The following is a 19,409-nucleotide window of genomic DNA, read 5'->3' as shown; positions in this document are numbered from 1 at the left end:
GCTCGGTCTCGGCACTGGCGACCGACGAGCAACGTGCAATCAAGGTGGGCCTGGTCATCAACGCCACCGGTTACCGTGGTGTGGCGATTCCGGGCGTGGCGTTTGACCAGGACCGGGGCGTGATCGCGAATCAGAGCGGTCGGGTGCATGCCCATGTTGAGCCCAACGAGATAGCCGGCCGGGAATATGCGGCGGGCTGGATCAAACGCGGCGCCAGCGGAGTGATTGGCAGCAACAAACAATGTGCGGTGGATACCGTGGCGCAGTTGTTGGCCGACCTGGATGCGTCCGAGCAAGCGTCTGCCATAAAGGTGAGTCAGGATGTCGGGCTTCTACTGACGGAACGCGCCTGCCACTACGTTACCTTCGACGACTGGTTGCTGCTCGATCAGCACGAGCGTGAGCAGGGTGAACCGCATGGTCGGCCGCGGCGCAAGGAAGTGGAAGTCGAGCGCATGCTGGAGATTATCCGCAGCCGGCGTGCTGAGGTGGAGAGCAGGCAAAAAACCGCTGCCAGCGTAGCGCCCAAGCTGGAGCAGATCGCTAGCGAAGCAAGCCGTGCGGCGGCGGAGGTTAAAACCCATTTCCGCACCTGCACTCTGTGCGAAGCCATGTGCGGCATCAAGATCGAGTACCAGGGCGACAAGATTCTCTCGATTGCCGGTGACCTGGACGACCATCACAGCCGTGGCCATATTTGTCCCAAGGGGTATGCCCTGCAGGATTTGCATAATGATCCGGAGCGCCTGAAAACACCGATGAAGCGGGTCGGCGATCAATGGCTGCCAATCTCCTGGGACGATGCTTTGGAGGAAGTGGCCAGCCGCCTGGTGGCTATCCAGTCCGAGCACGGCAATGACACTGTGGGCGCTTACTGGGGCAATCCAACGTCGCACAATATGGGCATCATGCTGACTATGGGCCGATTCCGTAAGGCGCTATCCACTCGCAACCTGTTTTCCGCGTCGACCCTGGATCAGATGCCACACCAATTGGTGTCCTACCTGATGTACGGCCACAGTCAGCTGTTCACCATCCCGGACATCGACCGCACCGACTACATGCTGATCCTGGGCGCCAACCCGGCTGCCTCGAACGGCAGCCTGATGTCCGCCGGTGATGTACTCGGCCGGTTGGAAGCTATCACCGAGCGCGGCGGCAAGATCGTACTGATCGACCCGCGGCGTACGGAAACTGCGCTTTACGTCAGTGAGCATCAGTTCATCAAACCGGGCACCGACGCGCTCTTTCTGCTCGGCCTGCTGCAGGTGATCATTGATCGCCGGTTAACCAAACCGGGCCGGCTACTGGAGCTGGCCAAGGGCTGGGAACAACTGGCAGTGTTGCTCAACCGTATTCCATTGACCCGGATTGCCGAGCAGACCGGCATCGCTGAGGCGGACATTGAGCGCATCGCGGTGGAATACGCCAGCGCCGAGAGGGCCGTGTGCTACGGGCGCATGGGTATCTCAACGCAGGAGTTTGGCGCTCTGAACCATTGGTTGACCAATCTGCTTAACATTCTCACCGGCAACTTCGACAGCGCAGGCGGCATGATGTTTACCACCCCAGCGGTGGATCTGTTGCAAATCTCCGGGCGTGGCGGCTTCGACCGTTACCGTAGCCGCGTGCGTGGGCTGCCGGAGTTCAGTCGCGAGTTTCCCGCGCCGGTAATGGCGGAGGAAATGCTCACGCCAGGCAAGGGCCAGATAAAAGCCTTTGTGACGGTGGCGGGTAATCCGGTACTGACATCGCCTAACGGCCGGCAGCTTGACCAGGCTTTGGAGCAACTGGACTTTATGGTGTCGGTGGACTTCTACCTCAACGAGACCACCCGCCATGCGCATATCATTCTGCCGCCCACCGGGCCGATGGAGCATGAACAGTACGACCTGATTTTCAACCTGTTCGCGGTGCACAACACCGCCAAGTTTGCCGAGCCATTGTTTCCGCACCCGCAGGGTACGCGCTCAGATTGGGATATCTTCTCCGATCTGTGTAAGCGCATCGAGACTCGTAAAATCGCCAACAGACCGTTGAAGCAGCGGTTGCAGTATCAACTTAACGCGCGCCTGGGTGAGCTGATGACGCCCCAGCGTATCCTCGACCAGGCCCTGCGCAAGAGTGCTTATGGCGACGGCGGCAAGCTGCTGACCAGGCTCAATCCCTTTGGTCGCAAAGGGCTGACCCTGGCCAAGCTCAAGGAGCATCCACACGGCCTGGATCTGGGGTCGCTAAAGCCGTCGCTGCCGAGCCGCCTGTTCACCGATGACAAGAAAATCGATCTGGCACCAGCAGTGCTGGTTGGCGACCTGGACCGGCTGTGTCGGCGCTTTGGCGGTGAAGTGGCTGAATCCGGTCTTTTGCTGATTGGCCGTCGCGACCTGCGCACCAACAATTCCTGGATGCATAACAGTTACCGGCTGGTGAAAGGCAAAGACCGCTGCGCGCTATTTCTGCACCCCGACGATGCGGCAGCCTATGGTCTGAACAATCGCGACCAGGCACGCCTGGCATCCAACAAGGGCGAGTTGCTGGTGACGGTGAAGATCACCGAAGACATCATGCGCGGCGTGGTCAGTTTGCCCCATGGCTGGGGCCACCACCGCCCCGGCATGCGTATCAGCACCGCCGAGGCCAATCCAGGCGTCAGCATCAACGATATTACCGATGAGCAGTTTGTCGATGAACTGTCTGGTAACGCGGTGCTGAACGGCGTGCCGGTAACCTTGCAGCGGCTTTAGAGCGCCGCGCGGCGCCGGATAAACTCAGCGGTAACGTCGGGCTGGGTAATCGGCAACATATGCCCGCCATCGATCAGCTCCAGCTCGGCGGTGGGTGCTACATCAGCCAGGCCCTGGCCCTGCTCAATGTGGTTCAGAATGCGGTCCTGACGGCCATAGAGCACAGCAACCGGTAGCGTCAGTGTCGGGTATTGCTGCTGCATCATCGGCAAGGTATCCGGCAGGGCGTTCATGTCGGCCGAGGCGCTGATGAACTGGCTGGGGCGCAGGCCCAGCAGGCCGCCGCCGCGTATGGGAAAGTCCTTGGGTACGCTTTCGGGGCCAAAGACGATATCCATCACCTTGTCTTTCTGCAGAATCGACATGGGTGTTGCCAGCGTCCAGGCCACCAACTTGCGCAGCCACGGCCAGGTAATGCCCAGAGCAGCAAAAGCCTTGGGTGTATCTTTCGGCATATGCGTGAGCGGGGCTACCAGCGCCAGGCCGGCGACTTTGTCCGGGTGGCGTAGTGCAGTAGCCAGCGCGACGGCGCCGCCGAGAGAATGACCGACGATCAGTGGCTTGCCCAAGCCGAGTGTATCTATCACGCCGGCGACGACATCGGCCTGCACCGCAAGCGATGCGGAGGAGCGCGGGTGGCGCTCGGAATAGCCGCTACCAGGGCGATCAATTGCGACCACCCGGTGGTCTTTGGCCAGCTGACCGAGCACGCTATAGCTGAAGTTCTGCGATACACCACCCAGGCTGTGAATCATCAGAATGGTCGATTCGCTATTCTGCTTTTTCCCCTGTTCAAGGTAATGAATGCGGTTACCCATCACGGTCACAAACCGGCCTTCGGCAGGCAGACCCATCTGCACGCGCATGGTGATAAACAGGGTGAACAGAAACAGCCCGCCAAGGAACATGAACAGGCCAATCATGATTACGCTAAAGAAATAATTCACCGTGAAATTCCTTTTAGGGCTGGAAGGGTGATCAATTGGTTTTCTGCGTAGCTATGCCGGGCAACAGGCGCCAGTAGTTGACCGGCATCAAACGCTCCAGCCAAGATAATATGCGTGCATCATTACCAACAACCACTCGCGGCTTGTCACGCTCGATGCCGTTGAGAATAATCTCGGCGGCCCTGGGCGGCGGCATGCGCAGCAGCTTCTCAGCCTGTTTCAGTTTGCGCGCATGCTCTGCCTCGTCAACGCCTGCCGGCGGCCGCGCGCTAGTGGCGATAGCCGTGGCAACGCCGCCCGGATGTACCACGGTGACGCCGACCGGGCCGCCTTGCAGTTCCAGACGCAGCGCATTGGAGAATCCGCGCACGGCAAATTTGCTCGCGCAATAGGCAGTTTGCCCGGCTGGCGTGATCAACCCAAACAGGCTCGATACATTGACGATTCTCGCCGCCTGACGCTGCTTGAGCAGCGGCAGGAAGGCGCGGGTCATGCACACCACAGCGTCGAAGTTGATCGCCATCAACCAGTCAAAATCTTCTGTCTTGACCTGATCGAAGTTGCCACCCAGCGCGACGCCAGCATTGTTGATCAGCAGATCTACCTGACCGTGCTGAGCCATAACGGCCTGGGGCAGGGCGGCGACAGAGGCGCGGTTGGCGACGTCCAGCGGGTGCTCGCTCACGCGCACGCCCTCTGCGCGGACCTGCTCAGCGGTTTGCGCTAGCGCCGCGGCATTCACATCAGCCAATGCCAAGTGGCAGCCGCGCTGCGCCAGAGCCACGGCTAGGGCCCGGCCTATGCCACTGCCGGCGCCGGTCAATACCGCAACGCAATCGTTTACTTGCATGGTTTTTATCCTTGTTATTGGAACTGCATTACGCCGTCATCTAGCCGGCCGTATTGAATGGTCAGCTTGTCCTGCAGGTAGTTCTGGTGCACCTGCCAGGGTTTACGGTCGCCCTGTTTGGGCAGCATGCCTTCGGCGCGTTGCACGTAGCCAGAGGTAAAGTTGAGGAAGGGCTCATCCTGCACCTCAGCACCACGGCGGGGCACTGCCACCTTGTAGCCCTTGGTGTCCATATAACGCAGCAGGCGGCAGGTATAGTTGGAGGTCAACTCGGCCTTTAACGTCCAGGATGCGTTGGTATAACCAAAGGTGAGGATCAGGTTGGGGATGTCGCTGAGCATCATGCCCTTGTAAGCGGTTTGTTCACCAAAGGCGATGGGCTGACCGTCGACACTCACTTGCACGTCGCCCAGGGCGTTCAACTTCAATCCAGTGGCGGTGATGATGATATCTGCCGGCAGTTCCTCGCCGGACGCCAGGCGAATGCCGTCGGCGGTGAATCTTTCAATGGTATCGGTCACTACCGAGGCGCGCCCGGCACGCAGATCGTGGAACAGGTCGCCGTCCGGCACCGCACACACACGCTGATCCCAGGGCTTGTACGCCGGGGTGAAGTGCTTCATATCCAGCTCGGGGCCGACCTGTGTTTTAACCATATGCAACAGCCGCTGGGCGAACATTTCCGGCTTGTTTCGGGCGATGCGATAAAAGAACGACCCCAGTAGCACATTCTTCCAGCGGGTGAGGGAATGCGCCGCCGACATTGGCAGCCACTTCTGCAGTTTTTGAGCAAAGCCATCTTCCAGCGGCCGTGACACCACATAACTGGGCGAGCGCTGCAGCATGGTGACATGCGCGGCAGTCTGCGCCAGCGCCGGTACCAGCGTTACCGCGGTCGCGCCGCTGCCGATAACCACAATGCGCTTACCGCTGTAATCCAGATCCGTTGGCCAGAACTGCGGGTGAACAATCTGACCTTTGAAGTCGGCCTCATTGGGGAAGTCCGGCCGGTAGCCTTCGTCGTAACTGTAATAGCCGGCGCAGACAGACAGCAGGCGCGCCTGGGTGACTTCTTCATGCTCCTGACCCTGGCTGTCTGTCGCCAGCGAAGTAACTGTCCAGAGTGCCTGTTCGCTCGACCAACTGGCGGAAACCACTTTGCGCTGGAAGCGAATATGGCTGGTGATGCCCGATTCTTCGGCGATGTCTTCAATATAGCGCTTGATGTCTGCGCCATCGGCAATCGCCTTGCGATGAGTCCAGGGCTTGTAGCTGTAGCTCAGGGTGTACATGTCCGAATCGGAGCGAATGCCGGGATACTGGAACAGATCCCAGGTGCCACCCATGGCCGCGCGGCGCTCAAGAATCAGGTAGCGTTTGTCCGGGCATTGATCGGTTAGCGCGCGGGCAGCGCCAATGCCGGAGAGCCCGGCGCCGATGATGAGAACGTTCAGGGGCGTGGGTTCGAATTGTTGTTGTGCTGTGCTCATGCTCATATCCCGACGATGGGTGGTGGTGACAATCTAAATTGTCATATAAGATTTGGCAATCCCTATTGTCAGAATTAAATTGATGAATATGACAACCACCAAGTCGGACAAAGCTCCCAGCAGCAAAGCGGCTAAAACCCCGACTGCAGCAGCGGCCACGCCCGTAAGCAAAAGGCGCTATCGCGGCTCGGCGGTTGAAGAGCGCCGGGCGCAACGCCGCCAACAGCTGATTGATGCGGCGATTCAAGTCTACGGCGAGAACGGCTACCGCCACTCTGGCGTCAAGCAGGTGTGTGATGCAGCGGGCCTGACCCAACGCTACTTCTACGAATCCTTTGGCCACAGCGACGAGCTGCTCATTGCCTGTTACGAGCAGGCGGCGCGCTGGATGCGTGAAGACAACATGGCGGCGGCCAAGGCCGCGGGGAAGGATCCGGTTTTGCGCAGCAGGGCGATGCTGCAGTCGTACTTTCAACAGCTCAAAGAAAACCCCACCATCGGCCGATTGCTACTAATCGAAATTCGCGGCATCAGCCCAGCGGTTGACCAGGCAATCGAAAAAGCACTCAAGGCCACCAGTGACGATATCGCCCGCGTACTCGCGCGCCCCGGTAAACACTTTGATGAGTTACTTCAGGCCGGCATCCTCGGTGGTGTCATCCACATCGCTTTGCACTGGATGGCCAATGGATACAGCACGCCGGTGGATGTGGTCACGGATACTGCGCTCAAGCTGGGTGTGTCTTTGCTTGATGATGAGTGAGCACCGCTGAACGGTCGTATTCATCCGCCACGAGGGGACGTCGGACAGCGCAATTTTGTTCAATAACCATGTTGATTATTACCGCAGACTTTGGCCATTGCCCAGCCTCAAGAGAATGACCATGAGCCTTTCGATGATTCTGCCGATGTCGGCATTCGCCCTAGCCGCATCCATTTCACCAGGCCCGGTGAATCTGGTATGCCTGAGCAGTGGTACCCGCTATCGCCTGTCCCAGGGTTTGATCTTTGTCACCGGCGCTACCCTGGGCTTTATCGCGCTGTTTATCGCTATCGGCCTGGGCCTATATTCGGCAATGAATGTTATGCCAGGCTTGCAGGCACTATTGCGATGGGCAGGTGTCGCTTTTCTAGTCTACTTAAGCTATCGACTGGCAGTAGATGATGGCCGGCTGACAGAAGGGGATACCCACAAAGCACCTGGCTTTATGACCGGTGCGGTGATGCAGTGGCTCAACCCAAAGGCTTGGCTTGCGTCGGCGTCAGGCATAGGCGCTTACACCAGCGGGAACGACCTGCAGCAGGTCCTGATCTTCGCATCGCTTTATATGCCTATCTGTTGGTTGTCATTGGCCAGTTGGGTGTATGCCGGCGCTTTTCTTCGCCGGTATGTACAGCGTCCACAGGTTCTCAAGGCAATCAACCGGATACTGGCGGCGTTATTATTGGCCAGTTGTGTGTACCTAGTGCTTGAGTGAAGCTTGTTGATACTGCCTTGGTGTGGCCGCGACCAAGCGTTTAAAGGTGCGCTGGAAGTGCGGTTGATCGGTAAAACCGGCATTCAATGCGGCCTCGGCGATTGGCCTGCCAACTTTGAGTTCAAGCTGACCAAGCTGGATTCGGCGGTTGATCAGGTAAGCATGCGGGGTGAGCCCGAAATACTGCTTGAAAGCACGAATGAGGTGTCCGGGGCTGTAACCAGAGCGCTCACATAATGCGTCCAAGGAAATCTCCTCGGCGGCGTTGTCATCCAGATAGGCAGCCAACTCCCGCAGAATGCCAGGTGCCTTGGTAAATGACCGGGCTTGCTGTCCAGCTAGATCGAGCATCAAGGCGGAGAGGTATTCGACCGCTTCGGATTGCTTTTCGAGCAGGGTGCTTAGTGGGTCCAGCAAACAGGAAACCATTCGGAGGTACCCGCTATACCAACCTGTATCTGAAATCACGGCGGTCGAGATATCTTGCCATTGGACCTCATCCAGCAATCCCGCCTCATACCGCAGTCGGCTAAGCCAATCGACATCCACATACAGCATCAGGTAAGCCCAAGGCTGGTCAGCGATGGGATTGCAAGCGTGCACCCAGCCTGGGTTCATCAGTACCAGAGTCCCGGCGTTGATCTGATACTGATCATCACGATAGATGAACGTACTCTCACCCTCAGTAATCGCACCCAGGGACCATTGGGTATGGCTGTGAAGCGCATAACAAACTTTGCGCCCGTCCTCTACCTTGCGTAGCTCCAGGTGCGGCATGCGCGGGTCCCGCCAGAAGATAGGTTTGCTTGGATTAGTCATGTCTGCTGGATGCATTTGTCAGGCGCCACTGGTTTTGAAGGCCCCTCACCAAGGAGCGGTTTGCGGAACAGTACCTAGTTAAATCTTGCTGCTCTTCTACCGCTTAGCGAGGTTTGGGTACATCTCCAAATTCTCCGTTATTGCTTCGTTGATATAAAGCTCAACCGTCTGATACCTGGTTTCAGTGCGGCACCTGCGTCAAATTGCTGGATTCCGAGCGCGGTGTAAGGAATGCCAAGGCAATCGCCACGATAAAGAGCGCCGGCACGTCACCGGCTAAGTGCCCCATATGCTCGGGTTGAGTAACTGCCTGAACAGTCATGATTCCCCCGTGCACGGCGCTAGACCAAACAGTGAACCAGATCAGGCTTAGATGGGCCATTGGGTCTCGCGCGGCCAGGAGCAAGAACACGCCCAGCGTGGCATAGATGCCAACGATCATCATCGGGTAGTTTGAATGGCCGGTGTGCCAGGCCCATCCGGATGGCCAGAACAGCATAAGTGGGTAGAGAGCCAGGCAAGCGATGCCGGTCAAGACTAAAACGATGCGCAAATATCTAAGACGGTCGACAACAGTCATAGCTGCAGCCTCTTTAACGAGCACTAATGGGCACTCACCTTGGAGTAGACATTGATCACAACCACGCCAGCGATAATCAACGCCATGCCGATGATGCTGGGCAAATCCAGCTTCTGGTTAAATATTAGCCAGCCGGCCAGCGAGATCAAGACGATTCCCAAGCCCGCCCAGATGGCATAGGCAATACCAATCGGGATGGTCCTTATGGTCAGCGACAGGCAATAGAAAGCGATCGCGTACCCTAGAACAACGAGAAGGCTCGGCCAGAATTTTGTGAAGCCGGCGCTGGCTTTCAAGCTCGAAGTTGCAATCACTTCAGCGAAAATGGCAACGCCAAGAAACAGCCAGTTTTTCATTACCAAGCCCTCCAATAAAACCGTAAGCCGCATTTTACGGGAGGAGCCGGGTGTGGTGCAGTCTTGTTATAACGGTATAGCTGTGAGCAAAGTTCGTAAGACAGATCTGCTTCTCGAACAGACCGTTCACGCTTGGCACCTGACGATCAACGATGGATCGCTTAGACCTTTTGTGGCTCATTGAAGAGCACCCGGTTCGAAAATGGATCAGTCACGGTAAAGCATCGGTCACCCCAGGGTGCCTGCTCAATAGACGGCTTGCTGTACTTGTAAGGTCTGGAGGCGATGTCCTGGTAGAGCGAGTCAAGATCGCTGACATTAACGAATACCTTGCCGCCCGGAGTACAGTCTCCGGAGTGCTCACTAAGATGGAATACAAGGTTACCCATCGATACTTGCATGTAAATAGGAAAATCCGCTTCAAAACGGTGCTCCCAATCCACCTTCATACCAAGAAATTCAACGTAGAACTCCCTGGCTTTTTGCTCATCGAAAATTCGCAAAATAGGTATTGTTTGAAATTCCATGCTCGTTACTCGGTCTGCGGGTCAACTGGAGTGGCGGAAGTCCGCGGGTGGCTGGTGTGCTTTGTTAGATCCTAACGCTTTAATACAGTCCTCTCGCAGTGCCCATGCTTCCTCAAAAGACCAATCATAGCTCTTGGCCCACCTGCTTATTACGTCCTGATGCAGCTGGGCTTTTTCATCGTGAAGCTGGGCCGGGGCGACGATATGCTCTTGCAGCAATGACTCAAAAGGGGAGCTGCCTCCGCTGCTCAAACCCGTAAAGTCGTATCTCTGGCCATCAATCTGAAGATAGCAGTGTGCCTCGGGAATCCAGGCAATGCCTGCACGATCCAGAACGGCTGCAACGCCGGGTGTATTACGCTCAGACATCTCATAAAGACCCACAATCAGTTTGACCTCGCTATGGTCACAGTCATCGGCCACGGTACTGAGCAGGCGGTGTTTGAAGCTACATGTGCCGCGCTTTTCTTTCAGCGGCGCCAAAATGTCTTCGCTGTCTAAGGGTCTACCGTACGGCAGGTCGCGGACATACTCGGCGAGTGCCATAAAACGATTAAATCCGAGCCGCTTTACTTCTTCAGCAACCGGGGTTTTTCCAGAGATCTCAAAATCGTGCCCAGAGCTCACACGCTCTCCTTATGTTTTCTCTCTTAAAGTTCGTGCTATTTCATCCATTTGTTCACGGGATGGAACAGGCAAATTCTTGAAGCCGAATCTGACTTCACCGTCCTTGATATAAGCCATTTTTCTGAATACAACATCCATCGGATGGTTCTGTGGGAAGACGTTGAAGTGGGCATGGGGAACACCATACCCATGTACCCCCATACCCATGCGCCCCGGCTGATACTCACTCATGATCTTTTTGCTCAGATCGAAGCCGACGCTCATGACATGCGTGGCCAAATCCCTGGGCAGATCAGTAAAGTGATCGATATGCTCCTTGGGGAAAACCAGCGCTGATTCTGGGTAAGGCGCATGCAGAGGCACGATGGCCAGAACCAGATCATCCTCATAAATGACACTTGCTTCGAGATTGCCTTGGATAATGTCGCAAAAAGGGCACTCAGCCATAAATAGACCTCAGAAAAATATGACGATCAGGCACTACGCCATTGAATGAAATCCAATCAGATTGCCTTCGGTATCCTTGGCCAGCGCGCAGAAGCCATGTTCACCGATGGCTGTTTTTTCCTGGGATACACTTCCCCCTGACGCTGCAGCTCGGGCAGCCTGCACGCCGCAGTCATCGCAGCCAAAATACACCAGGGTGCCACCGCCGCCCGGAGTAAATCCTTCCATTTTCACCAGCATGCCGCCTGCACCGTAGCTGCTCATGCCGTGCTCTTTATCCATAGGGAAGAACCACATATCCATCTCCACCTCGGGAGTGGGATTGGGCATTTGCTCAAGCTTGGTCTCCAGCACAGCCTCATAGAACGCCTTGGCGCGGGCCATGTCTTGTACGTAAATCTCAAAATGCACAACAGGATTGCTTTTCATCAAACTTCTCCTGTGAATGGTGGGTGGTAATGGCCAACATTTGCTGCTCAGAGCAGCCTCCAATCGGCCCGATTACCATCACCACGATGGGTCTAAGCTTGGGAGTAGGGCGGCCGACGGAGCATACAGGCAAGCATAGATCACGAACGATGCGGTCGCGGCAATTAGTCCCGACGGCAGGTACACCTGTTTATTCTCTCTATACTCCAAGACGACCTGATCAACTTATCCGACCAACCTATCCCTAGACTCCGGAGCTTTCTGATGCCCGATTCCAAACGTCACGCCCAACTTGCCAGCCCGCACATACGACTGTCCGGCACTGTCGATCAGGACATGTATGACAGCTTCCGGCAGCAGCTTGACGGTTGCTCGGCCACCGGGCCGATCATTGTTGCGATCACAACTCTTGGCGGCGATCCTGAGGTGGCGCGCACGATGGGTGACGATGTGCGTTTGCTGCGTGAGCAGAAGGGGCGCGAGATGATCTTCCTCGGCAAAGTTGCGGTCTATTCGGCGGGTGCGACCTTCATGTCGTCCTTCCCGGTCGAATGCCGCTTCCTGACCGAAACGACCTGGCTGATGATCCACGAGCGCCAGATGCACAAGAAGTTGCTTGTCGACGGGCCACTGCGAACCTGCGTTGCGGCGCTCAAGGCCACGCTGCACGAGATCGAACATTCGATATCCATCGAGGAGGAGGGCTTCCGGGCAATCATCAAGGGCTTGAAGGTCAATTTCAAAACGATCCGCGACCGAGCTCCTGAAAATTGGTATATCGATAGCAACGAGGCGCTCGAGCTCGGGCTGGTCCACGCTGTGATCTGAGCTGCGCTGCGGTTGCGATGGCTACACCATTGAGTACTCGCTTGGGTGGTTGAGCTCCCGCTTCTTGCCATCGAAAGACTCATACAGCGCCCGGTGTTGGTGTAGCCCATACTCGTCTGCGCGGGTCTCATAGGTGCGCACCCAGACGAGAAGGTTGGCCAGGTAGTCATCCTGTTCCTGTTTGGAGCTGAACTTATCGGGCTCCCAAGGTCGGGAGCGGCAGTGCGCAATGCACACATCAACTCCGGGGTTAAGGAAAATCAGCTCATCACAATCCGCCAAAATGGCTTCGATAATATCCGCGTAACAACCTTCGATTATCCAGCTATCGTTATCAGCAATGAAGCGCTTAACCTGGTTGATGCTGTCTTGCAGCTGACGCCTTTCAGGGCCGGCGTCAAACGCCACGTCATCCAATGACAGGCGCGCAGCTGGTTCCATGGCAATGAGTTTTTTCGAGAGTGTGCTCTTACCCGACCCTGCATTACCAAGTATGACCATTTTCACTGCTCGAACCTCAGCTGGCTGTCTGGGATTTCGTATTCGTGGTGGTTGTCTCAAATTAAAGACGATCAGCGTTACCAAGCCAGCGAGCCAAGCGACGATCCTGTGTAGAAAGCAGATCAGGAAAGCTCTAGTCAGGACCAGCATTAGCGCGACCTATCATGCCTATAAATAAATACCATGTCTGGGTATTGGACCATTTTTTGGGCGCAGCCAAGCGTTCAAACCCTTCTAATATCTGGGTTTTCAGAATTATTCGGCAGTTTCTGATCCGTTGAACGCCCGACCTGTGGTTTTTGTCGAGTCCGCATCTCGGTGCTAATTTCAATGCAGCGGCGCCTGACCGCAACAATGACAATCATATGAGGAACAGAACATGAGCGCTGAATCTGGAGAAAATGCAGGTGGTGGATGCCCGTTTGGTCACGACGCCGGTAAACCCCGCAAACGCCCCGGAAACCGCGATTGGTGGCCGGAAGCACTTAGCCTGACGTCACTCAACCAACACTCACCACGCTCCAATCCGTACGGGGGCGATTTTAATTACGCGGCCGAGTTCGAGTCACTCGATCTGGATGCGGTCATCGCCGATCTGCACGCACTGATGACGGATTCGCAAGACTGGTGGCCGGCGGATTTTGGTCACTACGGCGGGCTATTCATTCGACTGGCGTGGCACAGCGCGGGCACCTACCGCATCACCGACGGCCGAGGCGGCGCTGGCGGCGGGCAACAACGTTTTGCCCCGCTCAACAGCTGGCCGGACAATGCCTCCCTGGACAAGGCTCGGCGCTTGCTATGGCCGATCAAACAGAAGTACGGGCGCAAGATTTCCTGGGCTGACCTTTTCGTGCTGGTCGGCAATGTGGCACTGGAATCCATGGGCCTGAAAACCTTTGGTTTCGCTGGCGGCCGTGCGGACACCTGGGAACCGGAAGAATTGTTCTGGGGGCCAGAAGGCACCTGGCTGGGCGATGAGCGTTACAGCGGCGAGCGGCAATTGCACCCGGGGCTGGGCGCAGTGCAGATGGGGCTGATTTACGTCAACCCTGAGGGCCCAGGCGGCAAGCCTGATCCCAAAGCCTCAGCCATCGACATCCGTGAGACCTTCGCCCGTATGGCGATGAACGATTATGAAACGGTAGCGCTGATCGCCGGCGGCCACACGTTCGGCAAGACCCACGGCGCGGGCGATCCGTCCTTCATTGGACCGGAGCCGGAGGCCACCGCTATCGAAGATCAAGGTCTGGGCTGGCGTAGCAAGTTCGAGAGCGGTATAGGTGCACACGCCATCACCTCAGGGCTGGAAGTCATCTGGAGCCAGACCCCAACAAAATGGTCCAACAACTATTTTGAAAACCTGTTTAACTTTGAATGGGAGCTTACCAAGAGCCCTGCCGGTGCTTTCCAGTGGGAAGCCAAGGACGCGCCCGAGATGGTTCCTGACCCGTTCGACCCGAGCAAGAAGCGCAAGCCGACCATGCTGACCTCTGACTTGGCGTTACGCTTCGATCCAGTCTACGAACCGATTTCGCGCCACTTCCTCGAAAATCCAGAGGAGTTCGCTGATGCCTTTGCTCGGACGTGGTTCAAGCTGACCCATCGCGACATGGGCCCCACCGGTCGCTACCTGGGCCCGCTTGTGCCCAAGGAAAAACTCATCTGGCAAGATCCGATTCCCGAGTGCGACCACCCGGTAATTGACGAAGCAGATATCTCAGCGCTCAAGCAGAAGATGCTGGACATGGGCTTTTCCGTGTCGGAACTGGTGTCAGTAGCCTGGTCCTCCGCGGCGACCTATCGCGGCTCGGACAAACGTGGCGGTGCCAATGGCGCGCGCATCCGCTTTGCGCCGCAGAAGGATTGGGATATCAACAACCCGGCCCTGCTGGCCCGCGTGCTGGAAAAGCTGACTGATATTCAGAACCAGTTTAATGCCTCGGCCACCGGCGGCAAAAAGGTCTCAATGGCGGACCTGATCGTGCTGGCTGGCTGCGCCGCTATCGAAAAGGCAGCGAAGGATGGCGGTGTCACTATCCAGGTGCCGTTCACGCCAGGGCGAATGGATGCGGAGGAAGAGTGGACCGATCCGCACTCGTTTGAAGCGCTGCGCCCGGTTGCAGACGGTTTCCGCAACTACTACCACGAGTCCCACTTCATGGCGCCGGAAGAAGCACTCGTCGACAAGGCGCACCTGCTACGCCTCAGCGCACCGGAAATGACCGTGCTGGTGGGTGGCATGCGCGTACTCGGCACCAACGCTGATGGCAGCCAGGATGGCGTCTTCACCCACCGCGTGGGTACCCTCTCGAATGACTTCTTCATCAACCTGCTGAACATGCAGAATGAGTGGGTCGCGACCGAGCACAAGAATCGCTTCCAGGGCCGCGACCGCACAACCCACCAACCGACCTGGACTGCTACTCGTGTGGACCTGATCTTTGGTGCGCAATCGGAGTTACGTGGGCAGGCTGAGGTTTACGGCATGACCGATGGTAACGAGAAATTCGTGAAGGACTTCGTGAAGGCCTGGGACAAGGTGATGAACGCCGACAGAATGGACATCGGCAAACCGGCGGATAAGTTCAGTCAAAAACTCTCGGCATAATGCTCGCGGCGGCGCCCTCTGGGTGCCGCCGACGATCAGCTTTACTCTAACTCTGGGTCAGTCTCACCGGGTCTTGCTTGCAGTTGCATACCGAGCAAGAACTTGCGCAGGATCTGATCTTTGCATTCCCGGTAGTTCTTGTTGCCGGGCTTGCGGAAAAAAGCACTTAGTTCGTGCTTGCTCAGCCGGAAGTCGGCCAGCTCCAACAGGTGCAAAACGCCTTCGGCCTGCAAATTCAGAGCGATCTTGAGTTTTTGCAGCACCATATTATTGTTAAGGCGTTCTTCCAGCGGCGGCTGCGCGCCATCACGCTTGCCACGCTTGAAGTTAATAAAACCATTCAGAAAAGCGACCATTTCAACGTCTTTCATCTTCAGAAAGCCATCGTCGTCCTCTCTCTTCAACCAGCCAGCTACCTGCTCTGCGGTCACCTCCGTATCGGCCAAGGCGAGTATGTCGATCACAGTGCTGTCTTTCAGGTCAAAGGTATAACGTACGCGGCGTAAAATATCGTTGTTGGTCAAGTTGCAATTCCTGGTTTCAGATAAGCCAAACGTGTTCAAAGGCTAACTGCAGTACGGGTTCTAGTTATCTGTAAAAGGCTTCAACCGTGCCCTTCAGCGTGATCAGCAGCGGCTGGCCGCGGCGGTCCAATGCTTTAGGGGAGGGGGTCTTGATCCAACCTTCGCTGATGCAGTATTCCTCAACGTTGGTGCGCTCTTTGCCGTTCAGCATGATGCCAACATCATTCTCGAAAATCGCTTCTACATAATGTGGGCTACGGGGATTGCTCGAGAGTCGATCCGGTAGAGGTGGTAGCGATTTGGTATCGGTCATGCGGTGGCCCTGAGTCGGAAATAAAGGCGACCATCTTAGACAGTAAAGAATCCGCACTCAAGAACGGACGCAAGGTTTTCAGCGCTCGCCAACGACGCTGGGCGGCGTTTTGCTGGCGACAGCCTAATGCCCAGGCATTTTGCGCTACAATACGCGCATCTAGCCAAATCGGGTGCTCTATGAAAGTGTGTGGTGTTGAAATCAACAGTAATGACGTGAACGTATGTTTGTTATCGCTGACAGACGAAATTTTTGAGCTGCCTGATTTTCGCTCCCGGCGGCTGACGTTGACAGACATCAACAGCACCCGCGAGCTGCGCTACTTTCAGCAGACCTTTGCCAAATTGATGGAAGATTACAAGGTTGACCGGGTGGTTATTCGCCAGCGACCGATGAAGGGTAAGTTTGCCGGCGGCGCAGTGGGTTTCAAGCTGGAAGCGGCCATCGAGCTGATCAGCGACCTGGACGTGATCATCATGTCCACGACCGATATCAAGGAATCACTGAAGCGCAATCCGATACAGATTGATTATGCCGAAACTGATCTGAAGGTCTATCAGGAGGTTGCGTTTAATACGGCTTATGCCTATCTGATGAAAGACAAATACGCCGCCAAGGAATAATAGAGGCACTACCCAGTGCGGCCGGCCGCGCTAATCAGCCGTTTCGGAGCTGGGTGGCTTTGACGCCAGGAGATAATCGACCGTTGCCGACATGACTAAGCCGCGATCCTGGCCTAAGGTTTCAAGCTTGCACCTGACGACACCGTAGCTCTTTCTGGTTTTTCTAGGTGAACCGGAAGACGATCGAATTCATTGCAGAACCGCAAAGAGGCCTCCTTGGTGATTTGTCGCGGTCCAAGCGTTATAACCTCGCCCGAGAGAATATCGTCGTAGTACCTCATGCGCTTCCTTGATTGATTAACGATTGGTTAGGGGCATAAGCGGTTGAAGTGGTAGCGAAAGACAAGACCTGCTCCTGCAAAGTTAATTAAAGATGCCGGTCGGCCGAGAAGTAGGAATGAATGAGCCTGACATAGGCTGAATCTGTAAAGCAGCATTGGCCCCGAACAAAGAGCGGTGCATCGCCGTTAAGCCCCGCCAGCACTTGGTGATCGATTTCAGTTCTTTCACTTTCCCCTCGTATCTGGAGAGTCTCAAGATTGATCTTGAGCTCCGATGTTTGCTGCAATGAAAGGTGAGAAGCCTTTACCCACCCGTAGACACTGACACCTTGCCATAGCTTGTCGTCGCCAATGGAAAAACAAAGCCAAAATTCGTCGTCGTATCCGCTCACAAAGTCATTGCTTAGCAAGAATGTGTTTGGAATGTTTCTGGACACGCCATCGGTGGATTTAAGGAAATACCAAGTGAAGTCAGCCAATTCTGAACATCTGTCTACTCCCGGAGGATCTTCAAATTGATGCTCGACGACGTTTCTGATGCTGGTAATGGTCTTAATGATCGCGGGTTTAGCCAAACCCAATGCTTCAAGCTTTTGCAAGCTCTCTTTGGGTAGACCAAACCGGTTCATGCTTTTGAATTGATAGTCAGTCGATATTTTCTTTATGCGGTGATCGATTGCTCTTTTCAGGTTGGAGACGCAGTCGATTAGCTCGAACGATGAGGAGTGCGTCTCGATGATCTTGTATGCGATATCAAGATAGTCGTACGGTCTATTCCAGCCATCTTGCTTCGCGTAATCTCCGGATTCTGTACGCGGGTACCAAGAGAAGATCTCGTCTTTCAGGTATAAAAGTGTCATTTCCTTGTATGCCTGCTCAACTTTCTTATCCATAACGTTAAAGCTCAGACGCGCCGCTTTTTGGCGTCGGCTGCAGTGTATTGTTAGGAGCGATCTGGCTTCTCAAATGAACAGAGCCGCATTCGACAAAGGCTTTACATCGCTCCATTAGATTATAATCGAGCAACTCTGCGCGACCAGAGCTGCCTTTTAACAAGGTAATAAATTCACGCAAATCTAATAGATTAAAAAATGAGCCGGTTGATCTCATTGCCTCCACAATTTCTTTCTCTATTTCATTCCATTCACCCCAGTGCATCATTTCAGTAATAAGAATTATGCAGTGAAATGGTTGGTCGCGAACGATATCTACTGAATCTCCTCTTGAATCAAAAATATCGCTTCCGCTTTTTACAGCATTAATTGAGCCAATGAGTTGTTTAATTGCTTTCGATATCTGCTTTTTTACCCCATTTGTTCTTCTTTCTTGGTCTCGTACAAACCCCGCCTGAAATACGGACAGATCTTTTGCTTCTATTAAAATGCTGCCATATTGATGAAATGCTAGAATGTCGGTTAATTCTCTGGTTTTTTTACCAATTATAACTTTCGGGTTTTTATATATATTGAATGGAAATACTGATTCAAGTGATGCCCATATAGCACGCTCGAAAATTTCACCTTCATTTTTCTCGTCTATTACTAGGGAGTGGTTCTCGCGAATACCAATAAAGCTATTATTATTAATCCTCCACGGCTCTAGGCCAGGCCCTACAAGCTCAAGGGGAATTAATGAAGCACCTGGATATGTTTTTGTTTGATCAGCTGAGTAACAGAAGCAATCAAGTGCATGCGAGCAATCGCTTGTAAAATTACCTGTATATATGGAAGAACTCTCTCCAATACTTTCCTTTAGCCTGCTTGCATCAGATTCAGTTATTGTTAGATTTGTCCAGGCAAGACATACATCCATTTCATTGAAAAGAAATACTGGACCTGTAAGGTCGTTTAGTAGCCTTAATAATGCTCGATGCTCTTCATTATTTCGCTGTGCACCAGATATCAATATTGGCGCATCGGGCATATCGTGAATTCTCACACCGTTACATAGATATTCATTATGCTTTCCAAATAAAAACTCTAAGGTACAGCCAGCAATCAATGCTTTTATGGATGAGCTTGGTGCTTTAATTAGAATCGCGATTTCTTCACCTTCATTAGCAGGCACTATCCAAAGTGAAGCGGCTTCGGAGCGCATCTCAGAGTAGACTCGTTCACTTGGTATATGCATGTTGCTCCTAACGGTGATTAGATCGAGCGCATCATTAATAAGCGTTTTAATGTTCTTATTATTTTAAGGAATTTATAATAAAAACCACAACGTACATCACGCGTTCTCTACTATATTAAGCACCTTAGACTGCATTCGATATAACTCCATTATGGCCGTACCGAGTTCGCTCTCTATCCCGGTTTGCGAGCCAATTGCTCTTGTAATCGTTGTTCAAGCACGCTACCGCCCGTTCTGCACAGCTTCAGGAACCTGCAATGGCAGGGTTATGCAAAAACTGTGTGCAGGCGGGTTTATCGGGCAT

The 19,409-nt window shown here is 54.6% G+C and carries 21 protein-coding genes; 6 read left to right on the top strand and 15 right to left on the bottom strand.

The window, feature by feature from the left end; translation table 11 throughout:
- Positions 1–530 precede the first annotated feature (530 nt).
- Positions 531–2,744: a molybdopterin oxidoreductase family protein gene (locus DT594_RS19060; protein ID WP_425460513.1), complete on the top strand. Its 2,214-nt coding sequence runs from the start codon at positions 531–533 to the stop codon at positions 2,742–2,744.
- On the opposite strand, the gene DT594_RS06050 is transcribed toward DT594_RS19060, so the two are convergent.
- From DT594_RS06050 to DT594_RS06040, 3 genes are read right to left on the bottom strand one after another with little or no spacing between them, the layout of a single operon-like run.
- Positions 2,741–3,691: an alpha/beta fold hydrolase gene (locus DT594_RS06050; RefSeq protein ID WP_218574483.1), complete on the bottom strand. Its 951-nt coding sequence runs from the start codon at positions 3,689–3,691 to the stop codon at positions 2,741–2,743. The two genes, DT594_RS19060 and DT594_RS06050, sit on opposite strands and share 4 nt — an antisense overlap.
- A 31-nt stretch (positions 3,692–3,722) precedes the next feature.
- Positions 3,723–4,541: an SDR family NAD(P)-dependent oxidoreductase gene (locus tag DT594_RS06045; protein ID WP_149331803.1), complete on the bottom strand. Its 819-nt coding sequence runs from the start codon at positions 4,539–4,541 to the stop codon at positions 3,723–3,725.
- Positions 4,542–4,555: 14 nt separating this feature from the next.
- Positions 4,556–6,031, bottom strand: a complete 1,476-nt coding sequence (locus tag DT594_RS06040) for a flavin-containing monooxygenase (RefSeq protein ID WP_149331802.1) — start codon at positions 6,029–6,031, stop codon at positions 4,556–4,558.
- Between the two features lie 82 nt (positions 6,032–6,113).
- Between DT594_RS06040 and DT594_RS06035 the strand changes: the two genes are divergently transcribed.
- Together DT594_RS06035 and DT594_RS06030 are read left to right on the top strand one after the other, a co-directional pair.
- A complete protein-coding gene (locus DT594_RS06035) occupies positions 6,114–6,794 on the top strand; it encodes a TetR/AcrR family transcriptional regulator (protein ID WP_218574482.1) in 681 nt (226 codons plus the stop codon).
- A 121-nt stretch (positions 6,795–6,915) separates the two neighbouring features.
- Positions 6,916–7,509, top strand: coding sequence for a LysE family translocator (locus tag DT594_RS06030; RefSeq protein ID WP_149331801.1), 594 nt, complete (start codon positions 6,916–6,918; stop codon positions 7,507–7,509).
- Here the strand turns inward: DT594_RS06030 and DT594_RS06025 are convergent.
- The 7 genes from DT594_RS06025 to DT594_RS05995 form a co-directional block, all read right to left on the bottom strand.
- Complete coding sequence (locus DT594_RS06025; RefSeq protein ID WP_218574481.1) at positions 7,495–8,286, bottom strand: AraC family transcriptional regulator; 792 nt, start codon at positions 8,284–8,286, stop codon at positions 7,495–7,497. The two genes, DT594_RS06030 and DT594_RS06025, sit on opposite strands and share 15 nt — an antisense overlap.
- A gap of 223 nt (positions 8,287–8,509) precedes the next feature.
- Positions 8,510–8,908, bottom strand: coding sequence for a DUF6632 domain-containing protein (locus DT594_RS06020; RefSeq protein ID WP_149331799.1), 399 nt, complete (start codon positions 8,906–8,908; stop codon positions 8,510–8,512).
- 23 nt (positions 8,909–8,931) lie between these two features.
- Positions 8,932–9,264, bottom strand: a complete 333-nt coding sequence (locus DT594_RS06015; protein ID WP_149331798.1) for a DMT family transporter — start codon at positions 9,262–9,264, stop codon at positions 8,932–8,934.
- Positions 9,265–9,425: 161 nt separating this feature from the next.
- Entirely contained in the window at positions 9,426–9,791 is a 366-nt protein-coding gene (locus tag DT594_RS06010; protein WP_149331797.1) for a glyoxalase superfamily protein, read from the bottom strand.
- A 21-nt stretch (positions 9,792–9,812) separates the two neighbouring features.
- On the bottom strand, positions 9,813–10,418 hold the full coding sequence (locus DT594_RS06005; RefSeq protein WP_149331796.1) for a hypothetical protein: 606 nt from the start codon (positions 10,416–10,418) through the stop codon (positions 9,813–9,815).
- Between the two features lie 9 nt (positions 10,419–10,427).
- Entirely contained in the window at positions 10,428–10,865 is a 438-nt protein-coding gene (locus DT594_RS06000) for an HIT family protein (RefSeq protein ID WP_149331795.1), read from the bottom strand.
- 33 nt (positions 10,866–10,898) lie between these two features.
- A complete protein-coding gene (locus DT594_RS05995) occupies positions 10,899–11,294 on the bottom strand; it encodes a VOC family protein (RefSeq protein ID WP_149331794.1) in 396 nt (131 codons plus the stop codon).
- Between the two features lie 264 nt (positions 11,295–11,558).
- Here DT594_RS05995 and DT594_RS05990 point away from each other — a divergent pair, with 264 nt between their 5' ends.
- Positions 11,559–12,122 carry an ATP-dependent Clp protease proteolytic subunit gene (locus tag DT594_RS05990; protein ID WP_149331793.1) on the top strand — a complete coding sequence of 188 codons (564 nt, stop codon included), beginning with the start codon at positions 11,559–11,561 and terminating at the stop codon, positions 12,120–12,122.
- Positions 12,123–12,143: 21 nt separating this feature from the next.
- On the opposite strand, the gene DT594_RS05985 is transcribed toward DT594_RS05990, so the two are convergent.
- A complete protein-coding gene (locus DT594_RS05985) occupies positions 12,144–12,563 on the bottom strand; it encodes a P-loop NTPase family protein (RefSeq protein WP_218574480.1) in 420 nt (139 codons plus the stop codon).
- A 439-nt stretch (positions 12,564–13,002) separates the two neighbouring features.
- Between DT594_RS05985 and katG the strand changes: the two genes are divergently transcribed.
- On the top strand, positions 13,003–15,234 hold the full coding sequence (gene katG / locus DT594_RS05980) for a catalase/peroxidase HPI (RefSeq protein WP_149331791.1): 2,232 nt from the start codon (positions 13,003–13,005) through the stop codon (positions 15,232–15,234).
- 41 nt (positions 15,235–15,275) lie between these two features.
- On the opposite strand, the gene DT594_RS05975 is transcribed toward katG, so the two are convergent.
- Both DT594_RS05975 and DT594_RS05970 read right to left on the bottom strand, forming a co-directional pair.
- Positions 15,276–15,758 carry a YehS family protein gene (locus tag DT594_RS05975; RefSeq protein WP_149331790.1) on the bottom strand — a complete coding sequence of 161 codons (483 nt, stop codon included), beginning with the start codon at positions 15,756–15,758 and terminating at the stop codon, positions 15,276–15,278.
- A gap of 64 nt (positions 15,759–15,822) precedes the next feature.
- Positions 15,823–16,071: a DUF3297 family protein gene (locus DT594_RS05970; RefSeq protein WP_096346390.1), complete on the bottom strand. Its 249-nt coding sequence runs from the start codon at positions 16,069–16,071 to the stop codon at positions 15,823–15,825.
- A gap of 179 nt (positions 16,072–16,250) precedes the next feature.
- Here DT594_RS05970 and DT594_RS05965 point away from each other — a divergent pair, with 179 nt between their 5' ends.
- A complete protein-coding gene (locus DT594_RS05965; RefSeq protein ID WP_149331789.1) occupies positions 16,251–16,694 on the top strand; it encodes a DUF3010 family protein in 444 nt (147 codons plus the stop codon).
- Between the two features lie 367 nt (positions 16,695–17,061).
- Here the strand turns inward: DT594_RS05965 and DT594_RS05960 are convergent, their stop codons facing one another.
- Together DT594_RS05960 and DT594_RS05955 are read right to left on the bottom strand one after the other, a co-directional pair.
- On the bottom strand, positions 17,062–17,868 hold the full coding sequence (locus tag DT594_RS05960) for a hypothetical protein (protein WP_149331788.1): 807 nt from the start codon (positions 17,866–17,868) through the stop codon (positions 17,062–17,064).
- Between the two features lie 4 nt (positions 17,869–17,872).
- On the bottom strand, positions 17,873–19,105 hold the full coding sequence (locus DT594_RS05955; RefSeq protein WP_149331787.1) for a nuclease-related domain-containing protein: 1,233 nt from the start codon (positions 19,103–19,105) through the stop codon (positions 17,873–17,875).
- Positions 19,106–19,409 lie beyond the last annotated feature (304 nt).

The sequence above is a fragment of the Halopseudomonas laoshanensis genome, assembly GCF_008365385.1.
Lineage (GTDB): Bacteria > Pseudomonadota > Gammaproteobacteria > Pseudomonadales > Pseudomonadaceae > Halopseudomonas > Halopseudomonas laoshanensis.
This window is presented reverse-complemented; position numbering and strand designations above follow the sequence as displayed.